Origin of the sequence: Thalassospira sp. CH_XMU1458 (genome assembly GCF_037027205.1) — a bacterium.
GTDB classification, from domain to species: domain Bacteria; phylum Pseudomonadota; class Alphaproteobacteria; order Rhodospirillales; family Thalassospiraceae; genus Thalassospira; species Thalassospira tepidiphila.
In genome coordinates this window covers 94212-106914 of the sequence record NZ_JAYMDW010000003.1, presented here as the reverse complement: position 1 = coordinate 106914, position 12703 = coordinate 94212, and the positions used below count along the sequence as shown (strand labels likewise).

At 55.6% G+C, this 12703-nt stretch carries 14 protein-coding genes; 8 read left to right on the top strand and 6 right to left on the bottom strand.

Annotated elements, in window-relative coordinates; translation table 11 throughout:
• Nucleotides 1-17: 17 nt before the first annotated feature.
• From atpA to WBY09_RS14530, 3 genes are all read right to left on the bottom strand, one after another.
• A complete protein-coding gene (gene atpA / locus WBY09_RS14540) occupies nt 18-1550 on the bottom strand; it encodes a F0F1 ATP synthase subunit alpha (protein ID WP_008889762.1) in 1533 nt (510 codons plus the stop codon).
• Entirely contained in the window at nt 1550-2107 is a 558-nt protein-coding gene (locus tag WBY09_RS14535; protein ID WP_040823053.1) for a F0F1 ATP synthase subunit delta, read from the bottom strand. Before WBY09_RS14535 ends, atpA begins: the two co-directional genes overlap by 1 nt.
• Nucleotides 2108-2565: 458 nt before the next feature.
• On the bottom strand, nt 2566-2883 hold the full coding sequence (locus tag WBY09_RS14530) for a MazG-like family protein (RefSeq protein ID WP_336233108.1): 318 nt from the start codon (nt 2881-2883) through the stop codon (nt 2566-2568).
• A 73-nt stretch (nt 2884-2956) separates the two neighbouring features.
• Here WBY09_RS14530 and WBY09_RS14525 point away from each other — a divergent pair, with 73 nt between their 5' ends.
• Nucleotides 2957-3784, top strand: coding sequence for a substrate-binding periplasmic protein (locus tag WBY09_RS14525; RefSeq protein WP_336233106.1), 828 nt, complete (start codon nt 2957-2959; stop codon nt 3782-3784).
• A gap of 25 nt (nt 3785-3809) precedes the next feature.
• Here the strand turns inward: WBY09_RS14525 and WBY09_RS14520 are convergent, their stop codons facing one another.
• Nucleotides 3810-6041, bottom strand: a complete 2232-nt coding sequence (locus WBY09_RS14520; protein WP_336233105.1) for a primosomal protein N' — start codon at nt 6039-6041, stop codon at nt 3810-3812.
• A gap of 171 nt (nt 6042-6212) precedes the next feature.
• On the opposite strand from WBY09_RS14520, the gene fsa reads away from it, so the two are divergent.
• The 7 genes from fsa (at nt 6213) to WBY09_RS14485 (ending at nt 11746) form a co-directional block, all read left to right on the top strand.
• Nucleotides 6213-6869, top strand: a complete 657-nt coding sequence (gene fsa, locus WBY09_RS14515; RefSeq protein ID WP_008889757.1) for a fructose-6-phosphate aldolase — start codon at nt 6213-6215, stop codon at nt 6867-6869.
• 128 nt (nt 6870-6997) lie between these two features.
• Nucleotides 6998-7687 carry a DUF484 family protein gene (locus WBY09_RS14510; RefSeq protein ID WP_336233103.1) on the top strand — a complete coding sequence of 230 codons (690 nt, stop codon included), beginning with the start codon at nt 6998-7000 and terminating at the stop codon, nt 7685-7687.
• Nucleotides 7666-8616 carry a tyrosine recombinase XerC gene (locus tag WBY09_RS14505; RefSeq protein WP_197146575.1) on the top strand — a complete coding sequence of 317 codons (951 nt, stop codon included), beginning with the start codon at nt 7666-7668 and terminating at the stop codon, nt 8614-8616. Before WBY09_RS14510 ends, WBY09_RS14505 begins: the two co-directional genes overlap by 22 nt.
• A gap of 86 nt (nt 8617-8702) precedes the next feature.
• Nucleotides 8703-9008, top strand: coding sequence for a YrhK family protein (locus WBY09_RS14500; RefSeq protein WP_336233101.1), 306 nt, complete (start codon nt 8703-8705; stop codon nt 9006-9008).
• An 86-nt stretch (nt 9009-9094) separates the two neighbouring features.
• A complete protein-coding gene (locus WBY09_RS14495; protein ID WP_336233100.1) occupies nt 9095-9700 on the top strand; it encodes a glutathione S-transferase family protein in 606 nt (201 codons plus the stop codon).
• 96 nt (nt 9701-9796) lie between these two features.
• Nucleotides 9797-10288 carry a class I SAM-dependent methyltransferase gene (locus WBY09_RS14490; RefSeq protein ID WP_063089237.1) on the top strand — a complete coding sequence of 164 codons (492 nt, stop codon included), beginning with the start codon at nt 9797-9799 and terminating at the stop codon, nt 10286-10288.
• A gap of 69 nt (nt 10289-10357) precedes the next feature.
• Nucleotides 10358-11746, top strand: a complete 1389-nt coding sequence (locus WBY09_RS14485; protein WP_336233099.1) for a glutamine synthetase family protein — start codon at nt 10358-10360, stop codon at nt 11744-11746.
• A 31-nt stretch (nt 11747-11777) separates the two neighbouring features.
• On the opposite strand, the gene WBY09_RS14480 is transcribed toward WBY09_RS14485, so the two are convergent.
• Together WBY09_RS14480 and WBY09_RS14475 are read right to left on the bottom strand one after the other, a co-directional pair.
• Nucleotides 11778-12002, bottom strand: a complete 225-nt coding sequence (locus tag WBY09_RS14480) for a hypothetical protein (RefSeq protein ID WP_210519146.1) — start codon at nt 12000-12002, stop codon at nt 11778-11780.
• 200 nt (nt 12003-12202) lie between these two features.
• A complete protein-coding gene (locus WBY09_RS14475) occupies nt 12203-12529 on the bottom strand; it encodes a hypothetical protein (RefSeq protein WP_008889749.1) in 327 nt (108 codons plus the stop codon).
• Nucleotides 12530-12703: the final 174 nt, after the last annotated feature.

The window sequence follows — 12703 nt, the reverse complement described above, 5'->3', positions numbered from 1 at the left end:
TCGCCTAAGTTTCAGTCTTACGCGAAGGTTTTCGCGAACTTGTCGAGGAACGCTTTAAGCTTGGCTTCGCTGTCATCGGACAGAACTTTCTCAGTGCGGATCGCATCGAGGATATCAGCGCCAGCCGAACGAATTTCGGACAGGTACTGTTCTTCGAAGGCGCGAACCTTGTTCACCGGAATGCTGTCGAGATAGCCTTTAACACCAGCGTAGATCACAACAACCTGCTCTTCGACCTTGAGCGGCGAGTACTGCGGCTGCTTGAGCAGCTCGGTCAGACGTGCGCCACGGGCCAGAAGTTTCTGGGTTGCCGGATCAAGATCCGATGCGAACTGTGCGAATGCTTCCATCTCACGATACTGAGCGAGTTCCAGCTTGATCGAGCCAGCAACCTGCTTCATCGCTTTGATCTGTGCGGACGAACCAACACGCGAAACCGACAGACCAACGTTCACAGCCGGGCGTACGCCTTTGTAGAACAGGTCGGTTTCAAGGAAGATCTGACCGTCGGTGATCGAGATCACGTTGGTCGGAATAAACGCCGAAACGTCGTTACCCTGGGTTTCAATGACCGGAAGTGCGGTCAGCGAGCCAGCGCCGTTTTCGTCATTCATCTTTGCCGCACGTTCCAGCAGACGGGAGTGCAGATAGAAGACGTCACCCGGGAATGCTTCACGTCCCGGCGGGCGGCGAAGCAGCAGCGACATCTGACGATAAGCAACAGCCTGCTTGGACAGATCATCATAGAAGATGGTTGCGTGCATGCCGTTGTCACGGAAGTACTCACCCATTGCGCAAGCAACGAACGGTGCGATGAACTGCATCGGCGCCGGGTCGGATGCGGTCGCAGCAACAATGATGGTGTTTTCCATCGCGCCGCGCTCTTCAAGGACCTTAACAACCTGTGCAACGGTCGAACGTTTCTGACCAACGGCAACATAGATGGAGAACATCTTGTCGCTGTCGGATTTCGCTGCATCGTTCACCGGCTTCTGGTTCAGAATGGTGTCAACGATGATGGCGGTTTTACCGGTCTGACGGTCACCAATGATCAGCTCGCGCTGGCCACGACCAATCGGGATCAGCGAGTCAATCGACTTGATACCGGTCTGTACCGGCTCGTGAACCGATTTACGCGGGATGATGCCCGGTGCCTTGACGTCAGCAAGGCGACGTTCTTTTGCACCCAGTTCGCCTTTGCCGTCGATCGGGTTACCCAGACCGTCAACAACGCGACCAAGAAGTTCTTTACCAACCGGAACGTCAACGATGGCGCCAGTACGTTTAACCTGGTCACCTTCCTTGATCGAACGGTCAGAACCGAAGATCACGACACCAACGTTGTCTTCTTCGAGGTTAAGGGCCATGCCCTTAATGCCACCCGGGAAGTCAACGAGTTCACCAGCCTGGACGTTGTCCAGACCGTAAACACGGGCAATACCGTCACCGACAGACAGAACCTGACCGACTTCGGCAACTTCGGCTTCAGCACCAAAATTGGCAATCTGATCCTTAAGAATAGCGGAGATTTCCGCGGCGCGGATTTCCATCACGCAACCCCTTTCATAGCGAGCTCGAGCTTCTGCAGTTTAGTACGAAGCGAGGCATCAAAAACCCGGGAACCGACCTTGACGACAAGACCGCCAAGAACAGCCGGATCAACTTTAAGGTCCACTTTTACAGTGGCGCCGACAACTTCTTTGAGAGCGCCGGTAACGGCTTCGATTTGCTCTTTTTTCAGCTCGGAAGCCGAGGTCACCTGTGCGGTAACTTCGCCCTTGTGAGCCGAGAGCATGGAAAGGTAGGAATCAATGACATCCGGCAGGGCAAACAGACGACGCTTCTGAGACAGAAGCCCTACGGTCTTCTTGGTCAACTCGGAAACGCCAAGCTTGTCCAGAAGAGCCGCCATCGCCTTGGCCTGCACGTCCCGGGAAATCACGGGACTGCGGAGTACATTCCGGAGGTCATCGCTGGTTGCGATGGCCTGGTCGAGCAATTCAAGATCGCTTTTGACAGCATCAAGCTGGTTGGCCGAGTTGGCCAAGTCAAATAGTGCTGTGGCGTAGCGCCCTTGGAGCCCGGTCGCGGCAGTATTTTGGGACACCGGTGAAAGCCCTCAATTCTGGTTATGAGAACGACTCGGATACGTATAAAAAAATGATCCCCCGAAAGGGTTTCCTTCCGGGAAGCGAGCGTTTGGTATCACATGTCCTTTGAGTGGGCAACCCCCGCGCAAGCGCAATTGCGCCCTCTTTTCCATTCTTTGGCAAAGTTCGGCCAAAACACCCCGAAATCGCCCATTTTTAAGGCAGGCTTACAACTATTTAATAAGATGCCTCTGGTTGGGGATGAGCTCGCAAGGTTAATGAAATCCTGATTCACGCGACGAATCCCCGAATTGCACAGAGTTGGTTTTTATCCTGGCTGCGATTATCGGGATAAACCGATCAAAACTGTAACCAACTTCACACCTGATCGAGACTTGAGGTGGCCCAGTAGAGCCATCTGGTTCCCGGATCATCGAGAGGTATCATCACATTAAATCAAGTGACATCGATGTTTTCAGACGTGTGATCCTGTGCCATCGCCCTTTGATACCCAGGTTCTTGATCGATTGATCGCCATCTTGGCCTGAACTTCCTGATCAAGATCGAGTTCGAACTGATCTGCCAGCCGATACAGCAAAATCAGAACATCGGCGGCTTCTTTGCCGATCTCGCTGACGTCGCGATCCTGAACCGCTTCGCCAAGTTCCTGCATTTCCAGAAGGGCTCGTTCCACGAGTGACGCCGGATCACTGACCGGGCCAAATGTCTGCTCTGCCCAATCGCACATGCTGCGCTGATTTTCAGATGATTCGTTATTACTTTCACAAAGCATTATCAAATTAACTCCTTAAATATAATATGACAGCAGATGCACCTGCGCCGTTTTCAGGACAACAGGAACGACAATGAAGACGCCAACGGCACGAAAACAAAGCTTCCTTGAACAGGGAATTTGCCTTTGTGCAGCAGTGTGCCTGATCCTGTTATCGTGGAAAAGCCCTTCGGCCCGCACCCTTGTGATCGAGGGGCTTGAAGAAGCCCCGCTGAAATGGGTTGGCCATGAAGACCCAATGGGCATTGATATCGACATCATGACCGAGGTGCTACGCACCATGGGAATCCGGGATTATGTGTTCCGTTTTGTCGATAATGGCAGCCGTTTGCTGCATAACGCCCGCAACGGCAACTCGGACATCGTCCTAACGCTTTCGATGAATGACGAGCGCGCCGAATTCCTTCTATATCCCAATGAGGCGCATCTGTTGCTGGATTGGCGATTTGCAATCCGGGCCAAGGACAAAGAAAAAATCCGCTTTGAGGAATTTTCCGATCTCGCACGGATACGGATCGGGGCCGCAGCCGACTATTCCTATACCAGCGCCTTCTGGAATTCCGATCTTGATATCCAGACAGTGGCCCGCAGTGACCTTCTGATCCCGATGTTGCTGCAAAACCGGTTTGATGCGGTACCGGTCAATTACCTCAACACCATTTACGACAGTCTGCAGAATCGCTATCGCAACAAGATCGCCTTTCTGTATCCGCCACTGCGTCGTGCGCCCTATTATAATGTATTCTCCAAGGCGTCTGATTATCCCGACAAGGAAGCGTTCCTGAGCCGGTATGACGAAATCATCCGCGAAATGCGCGAAGATGGCCGGTTGCTTCGTATTTTTGAACGATACCTTGGACCGGACGGGTATGACTGGTGGCAGTCGCAATATTCGCAATGAGCGACACGACGCGAAGCAATCCCAACTACATAAAGCTGTAGGGGTCGATATCGACCTGCACGCGCACACTGCCCGGCGTTTTGACCTTTGACAGCCAGTCATGGATCAGCGCCTGCATCTTGACCGACTTGTCGGCCCGGATCATGAAGCGACGACGATAACGCCCGCGCAAAAGCGACAAAGGTGCGGGTGCCGGGCCCAGCACCATCAGCCCATCACCGCGCGGCGCAACCCGGGCAATCCGCCAGGCGGCCTCATCGACCTCGCTTTCCTTTTTGCCACTTATAATAAGGGCGGCCAGCCGACCGTGTGGTGGCATGCCATGGGTCATGCGTTGCGATAGCTCTACCTCGTTAAAGGCATCACGATCACCAGCGGCAATGGCCTTGATCACGCGGTTGGCCGGATCGGCGGTTTGCAGCATCACCGTACCGGGGCGATCACCACGGCCCGCACGGCCCGCCACCTGGGTTAGCAATTGATAGCTGCGTTCAGCCGCACGTAAATCGCCGCCAGCCAAACCCAGATCGGCGTCAACCACCCCCACAAGCGTCAGCATCGGGAAGTGATAGCCCTTGGCCAAAATCTGGGTGCCAATCAGAAGATCGACTTCGTGATTATGCACGCGATCAATCAGCTGTGCCGCGGCCTTGGGCCCCATGATGTTATCGGATGTCGCGACCTCGACCCGGATATCGGGGAAAGTCTCGACCGCCTCTTCATAAAGGCGTTCCACCCCCGGACCGCAGGGGGCCAGTTTGCCCTCCGCCCCGCAGGACGGGCAGGCATCCGGGGCCTTGGCCTGATAACCGCAATGATGGCATTGCAACTTGCCCCACGCCCGGTGCTCAACCAACCAGGCGGTGCAGTTCGGGCACTGGAACCGATGACCACAGGCGCGACATAGGGTAAGCGGCGCATAACCCCGACGGTTCAGGAACAGCATCGCCTGTTCGCCATTGGCAAAGGTTTCTGCCAGCCGTTTTTTGAGCGTCGGCGTGATCCAGCGATTGCGTTGGGGTTTGTCCTGACGGATATCGATGATCTCGACAGATGGCAACACCGCGACACCATGACGACTGCCAAGTTGAACATGCTGATAGCGCCCGGCTTCAACATTGGCCAGGGTTTCAAGCGATGGGGTCGCAGACGCCAGCACGATGGGAATGTTGCCGAGATGCGCACGTGTTACCGCCATGTCGCGGGCATGATACATCACGCCGTCTTCCTGCTTGAAGGCGTGTTCGTGTTCCTCGTCAACCACGATCAGGCCGAGATTATGATAGGGCAGGAAAAGGGCTGATCGCGCACCAACGACAAGCTTGGCCGATCCATCGGCCACCGCCCGCCAGGTATCACGACGCCTGGCCTGCCCGACTTCGGAATGCCAAAGGGCGGGTTCAACACCGAACCGGTCGCGGAAACGTTGCAGCCACTGGGCGGAAAGTGCGATTTCCGGCAACAGAACCACAACCTGCTTGCCCTGTGCCAGTGCAGCACGGACCGGCTCAAAATAAACTTCTGTCTTGCCCGACCCGGTCACACCATCCAGAAGCGTGCAGGAAAAACCACCGTCATCAAGGCGCGCGCAGAGCGCGTCTGCGGCCTCGTTCTGCTCGGGTGACAAATCCGGTCGCGGAATATCAAGATCAGGTGCCTCAAACGGCGATGGCGGGGTGACCATCAGGCGCTGCACAGCGCCAGCTTCGACCAGCCCCTTGATCACACTCGCCCCGGCACCGGTTTCGCGCAGGATATCGCCCTGCTCCATCGGCGGATGATCACCCAGGAACGCCAGAACGCGTTTGCGCGGCGGCGTCATGCGCAGAGATATCGCGTCAAATTCAGGATTTAGGGTAAATCGAAAGATCGGTTTGGGGGCCTCAAGCGCGTCGGGCACGCTCATCGCCATGCGCAACACCGCCCCTTGCGGCGCCATGGTATAGGCCGATACCCAATCAATGAATTTGCGGGTGACATCTGCCATCGGCGGGGTTGGCAAAACACCGAAAATTTCACGCAGCTTGGCGGGATCGACATCGCGCTTGGCATCGCCCCAGACGACACCACGCTGGGTTTGACGGCCGAGGGGAATTTCAACGAAATCACCGGGTGCAACAGAGATGCCTTCGGGTACCAGATAGTCATAAGGACCTGCCAAAGGCAGCGGCGGCAGGACGCTCACGGTCTGGGCGGTTACCTCAAAGGCCGGATCATTCGCAAACAAATTTCCAGAGGTGGCCTTTGCGGCACGCATATATTATAAACCCCGTGAGGTTGCCCATCAGACCGAGCCGTTTCAAGAACGCCAGACATATGGGCACAGAAACAAACGGTCCCACAGCAAGGATCTGGTTCCGTCATCAGATGATCCAGAACCTAGCAGCTAACCGCATCATTGAACAACAGGTCCTAAACAGGAATTCCAATGAAGTTTTTCATCGATACCGCTGACATCGACGCAATCCGCGAACTGGCCATGTCCGGCCTCGTAGACGGTGTCACCACCAACCCCTCGCTGGTAGCAAAGTCTGGCCGACCGTTTCTCGAACTGATCAAGGAAATTTGTGAAGTTGTTGACGGTCCGGTCAGCGCAGAAGTTGCTGCGACCGACTACGAAACCATGGTTGCCGAAGGCCGCAAGCTTGCCAAAATCGCCGACAATGTCGTCGTCAAGCTGCCGCTGACTGCTGATGGCCTCAAGGCTTGCCGTACCTTCACCGACGAAGGCATTCAGACCAACGTAACGCTTTGCTTCTCGGTTGGTCAGGCCATTCTGGCTGCCAAAGCAGGTGCGACCTATGTTTCGCCGTTCGTTGGCCGCCTGGATGACATTTCCTCGGATGGTATGCAGCTGATTGCTGACATCGTTGACGTCTATGGCAACTACCCGAACTGGACCACCGAAGTGCTTGTTGCTTCGGCACGTGGCCCGCAGCATGTTGTCGACTCGGCCCGTCTGGGTGCTGACGTTGTCACCATCCCGCCGCAGGTTCTGGGTCAGTTGACCAAACACCCGCTGACCGACAAAGGCCTTGAAGCCTTCCTCGCCGATTGGGAAAAAACCGGCCAGTCGATCCTCTGATTTTGGATCGCTGATCGCGACAGATTTATAAAAACCCGCATCGCGCGTGGTTTTTAACATGCATTTAACCCGGCAGCCCGCATTGTGGCAGCCGGGTTTTTTGTTTCTCATTTTTCAAGCCGGAACCGATGGAAAAGACAGCTTTGCGCTCCGACGATGTGGCGGACTATCTTGCCGAACATCCTGAATTCTTCACTACGCGCCCGGACTTGCTTGAAAGTCTTGATTTGCCGATGCGCGAATTGGGCAATGGCGTTGCCGACATGCAGCAATATGTCGTTGCCCGCCTGCGCGATGAACGTGAAAAGCTGCGCGGCGCGACCAGCGAACTGATCAATATTTCCAAATCCAACCTCGAAACCCAAAGCCGCATTCACCGTGCGGTTCTGGCACTTTTGAATGCGCGCGGGTTTGAAACCTTTGTCGAAGCGCTTCAGGACCTTGTGCCAGAACTTCTTGATCTTGATGCCATTGCGCTGTGCTTTGAAGAATGCAAAGAGGCCCCGGTACCAAGTTGTGATGGCCGGGTCCGTCGTCTTGTTGTTGGGGCAGTTGATCAGGTTCTGGGGGACGAGCACGATGTGTGGCTGTTGCCAGATGATGCCGGTGACGAGGCGATCTTTGGCCCGAAGGCATCTGAAATCCGGTCTGCTGCGATTGTGCGCCTGGCACCGTTTTATGGCGATCCGGTCGGGCTTGTTGCCTTTGGCGTCAAGGAGCCGGATTATTTCAGCCCGTCACAGGCCAATGATCTGATCATGTTCCTGGCATCCGTTATCGAATTTGGTGTGCGTCGATGGCTGACCCAAACGGTCTGACCGCCATCACCCTGCCACAGGATGTGCGCGACGCCATTGCCGACTGGCGTGGCTGGCTTGCCAATGAGCGTCGCGCGTCCAACCACACAACCGACAACTATCTGGCCGATCTTTATGCCTTTCTGGGCTTCATCAAGGATCATCTGGGTGACACACCGACGCTTAAGGACCTTTTGCGCCTGAATCCGCGCGATTTTCGAAGCTGGCTGGCACGCCGCAGCATGGATGGCATGGCCAAGACGTCAACCGCGCGTGCGCTATCCTCGTTACGCAATTTCTACCGGTTCCTTGAACGGTCCGGGCGCGGTCAAAACGCCGCCGTGCAGTCGATCCGCAACCCCCGCCTGCCGCAATCAACGCCCAAACCGCTGGCGCCAGATGATGCCATGGCAGTGCTCGAAAATGCCGATGCCTGGCAGGATGAGCCGTGGCTTGGCAAACGCAACCTCGCCCTTTTTACCCTGCTGTATGGTTGCGGTCTCCGTATCTCAGAGGCGCTTGATCTTAATGCCAATCAACGCCCGACCGGGGATTCGATGGTGATCACCGGTAAAGGCAACAAGCAGCGCCTCGTGCCGGTTCTGCCTATCGTGCGCGACGCGATCGAGGATTATGTCCGCATCTGCCCGTTTGCGCCCGATGGTGATGATCCCCTGTTTCTGGGCGCACGCGGCAATCGGCTTGTGGCACAAGTCGCCCAGCGTGAAATGCGCAAGGTCCGCGAACTTCTGAACCTGCCCGATACCGCCACCCCGCATGCGCTGCGCCATTCGTTTGCGACGCACCTTTTGGCCGGCGGTGGTGATTTGCGCACCATTCAGGACTTGCTCGGCCATGCATCGCTTTCAACGACCCAGCGGTATACGGCCGTGGATACCGAACAATTGATGGCGGTCTATAACGGTACCCATCCGCGCGCCCGGCGTTAGACCCCACCGCTAGAACGCTCATCGGAACCGTTTTGCGCGCTCAGGCGTTGGATGCCCAGACACAGCTCCGCGAAAGAGATCCAGTGATGAAGCTATTTCGATCCCGCCGCTTTGACGCCAGCCCGCGCCATCGCCAGATTTACAGCGCCTATGAAATTGCCTATTCGGTCATCGACCTTCTGGCGGCCGTCCTGTTTATCGTCGGCAGTGTGTTGTTTCTTGATGATGCAACGGTCAAGGCCGGGACATGGCTGTTTATCATCGGATCGGTGTTCTTTGCCGGTCGGCCTGCCGTGCGGCTTGCCCGTGAATTGCATCTGGCCGGACTGGGTGACGAGGGGCAACACGACACGACTGAGACGGGTTCTGCCAGCAACCGCGCCGGGTCTTGAAAATCTTTTCGCAAAATTTCGGTTCCTAGCGATCACCTTTCGCCATTAGACTGCGGGCAAACACCTGATATGCCCGGAGGAAAACCATGATATTGCGTTCGAGTGGTCCGTCGCCGTTTGGCCGGAAAGTCAAAATCGTTGCCAAGATGCTTGGCATTTATGACCAGCTGACGGTTGAAGATTCAAACACCAACGACCCGGCAGATACCCTGCGCCAGCAAAACCCGCTGGGTAAAATTCCGATCCTGATCCTTGAGGACGGACGCAAGATTTTTGATAGCCGCGTGATCTGTGAATATCTTGATGCGCAGGTCGTTGGCACCAGCCTGCATCCCACCGAAAGCGACGCACGGTGGGAGGCCCTTACCCTTCAGGCGCTGGGCGACGGCATTGTCGATGCATCCATCCTGCAGGTCTATGAAAGCCGCATGCGCCCGGAAGAAAAACGCCATGGCGATTGGCTGTCCTATCAGGCGGACAAGGTCAAACGATCCCTTGATCATCTGAGTGCCAATGCCCCGTCACTGGAAGGTGACCTGACGATTGGCCATGTCGCGATTGCCTGTGCGCTGGGATATCTTGATCTGCGCTTTGAGGGCAAATGGCGTGAAAGCTATCCGACGCTGGTCACATGGCTTGAAACCTTTGACGCACGCGTCCCGGCCTTTGAGGCCACCAAGTTTGTCGCCTGAGACTGATGCCCCTTGGCGCGATGCTGCTTGCGCCAAAGGCAAAGATTTTAAATCAAGTGCTTAGTCACTAAAAAACAAACCGGAGCCTTTTGCACAATGTCCCGTCTGAACAGCGTTATCCGCCGCCTTCAAGCCCAACGCGATTGCCTGAATGCGGCAGCAGAAATGATCAAGGATCAGGACGGCATCGTGCTTGAAGTCGGGCTTGGTAACGGGCGTACGTTTGATCACCTGCGCGAAATCATGCCGGATCGCGAGATTTTCGTCTTTGACCGGCAAATCGCCGCCCACCCGAAATGCATCCCCGATGATGACCATTTGTTCCTTGGCGATATCTTTGAAACCCTGCCGAAGGCAGTCGAACGTTTCAAAGGCAAGGTCGCACTGGTCCATTCCGATGTCGGCACCGGGGACGAGGCCCTAAATGCCAAGATCGCGTCCTTTATCGGATCGACCCTGCCCCCGGCATTGATCAAGGGTGCAATTGTGGCATCGGATCAGAAAATCGATGTGCCGGGCACGATTGCCGAACCACTGCCCGAAGGCGTTCCAAAAGATCGCTATTTCTTCCGTCGTTATCAGGGCTAATATCGCGCCCAGTTTTGGAATTGGTTCTGCACCCGCAGGGCCCCAGTCAGCATCTTAGGAAATCGTGCCGTGGCCACCGCAAACGCCCCATCGCCCAGTGGAAGTCAATTGTCCGAAGCACAGGACTTTCTGGCCAAATATCGCGATGTCGAGGCCATCGACATCATCCTGACCGACTTTCACGGCATTGGCCGGGGCAAGACGATCCGCCGTCACGAACTTGAGGGTATCTATAAATCCGGGCGCGGCTTGCCGAGCTCCTTGTTCGGGCAGGATGTCAGTGGCGAGGATGTTGATGATTGCGGCCTTGTGCAAACTGGCGGCGGCGGCGATTGCCGGTGCTGGCCAGTGCCGGGCACACTTGGCTATTTGCCCCATACCGGCCGCGGGCAGCTTTTGATTGCCATGTATGAAGAAGACGGCGCGCCGCATGACGTTGATCCGCGCAATGTTTTTGGCGCACAGGTCAAACGGGCTGAAAACCTTGGCTTCTATCCGATGGGCGCGTTCGAACTTGAATTCTATCTGGTCGATCAGACGCCGGATGCCCAGGGCCTGTATCACCCGGCATCCTACGCCATCACCAAACGGCGCAGCAAATTGCGCAATACTATGTCGGTCGATGAAATTGACGAGATGTCACCGCTTTTTGATGCGGTTTATGAGGGTGCCAAGCACCTCGACCTGACGCTGGAAACCCTGATTTCGGAATATGGTCCGGGCCAGTATGAAATGACTATCCGCTATCGCGATCTGATGCGCGCGGCTGATGACGTGATCATTGCCAAACGCCTGATCCGCACCGTGGCGCGGCGTTTTGGCAAGGAAGCCGTCTTTATGCCCAAACCGTTCGGCAATGAAGCCGGATCGGGCATGCATTTGCATCTGTCGCTTGCAGGCCAAGACGGCAATAACCTGTTTGCCGATCAGGCGGATGGATCGTTAAGCCCCTTGATGCTCAATGCGATTGGCGGCATTCGCGGAACGATTGGCGAAACCATGCTGTTGCTGGCCCCATTCATGAATTCCTGGCGACGCTTTGCATCGGCGATGTATTCACCGGCGTCTGATGACTGGGGTGTCGAAAACCGCACGGTTGCATTGCGTGTGCCAGGCACTCCGGGCAAAACGCGCCACTTCGAACACCGTATCGCCGGGGTTGATGCCAACCCCTATCTGGTCGCGGCTGTGACACTGGGTGCTGCCCTTGACGGGATCGAGGGCAAAATTGATCCGGGCAAACCGTGCGAAGATGAAATCGGCGAAGCAAAGGCACCAAACAATCTGCCGCGTCATTGGCTTGAGGCGATTGATCAGTTTGCCGCATCTGATTTCAATAAACGCACGCTCGGCGATCGCTTCCACACCGCGTTTACCAAAATCAAACAGGCCGAATACGAACAGATGGCGCTCAAGGTTTCGGCGGCAGAGTGGGAATATTACGGATTTTCCGTCTGAACCCCTATCTGCGGGGGCGGTGCCGCAGCGATCAGTAACTTAGATCCAAACCAAGGAAGTTGCTGAGTGCCAGAGTGATGCCACCGACGACCAGAAGTGCGAGCACGAAGACGCCGGTGATTTTGGCGCTGGCGCGCAGGACCGCTTGTCTTCCGTACTTTTGACCTTGGTCGTAATGCCACTTGATGGCGAAAAACATCGCGGTCAGCAGTGCGACAACCTTGAACGTACCAAAGGTGATCGGAACCCAATCCATAACAAAGACTTTCATTTGCAGCAGTTATGGATGTTATGGGCGCATCTGGGGCCAAGGCAAACTTCCCATTCTGCAACCCTGTCATGAAACAGCGGTTGGCATTTGGAAGATCGGCCACTGCACGGGAATATCTGGGATTTTCTGAGAAAAGTGCCGTCTGGTCAGATTGCTCTGACCAGGACTATCGGCAGCGCGCAGCGTTAGGAAGCGCGTTTGGCACGGTTGTTTGATTTGCGCGCCGAGAAGGCCACTTGCGGGCGGGCATCCATGGTTTTCTGATCGCGCAGATAAGCGACTTCAAGGTCGCGGGGCTCAACACTGAGAACCCGTGAAGTATCCGGGCGGTCCGAATTCGTATTAAGGTGAATCTGCGTCGAAACCCACTGCCATGTCGGGTATGTCAGCTTTTCATCCTGGGTTTCTTCGGTAATCACCTTATAGGATCCGGCCGGAAGGACTTCTGCAAGGCCACGCATGCTGAACGGACGTGTGAAATTCAGAATTCTCGAAGTGGTACGATTGGTCAAAAAAGGCTCCTTGCGCCGGAATGCGCGTTGGACAGGCCAAACGATCGGGACCATTCCCGCCGTCGGACACTGACTCAGGTTACAGACAGATCAAAGTTTTCGGATTAACAACGGACAAAAGTGCCCAGGCCAATAAAATATTGGAAATTTGAGAATCAAAAAATATTTGCAGCG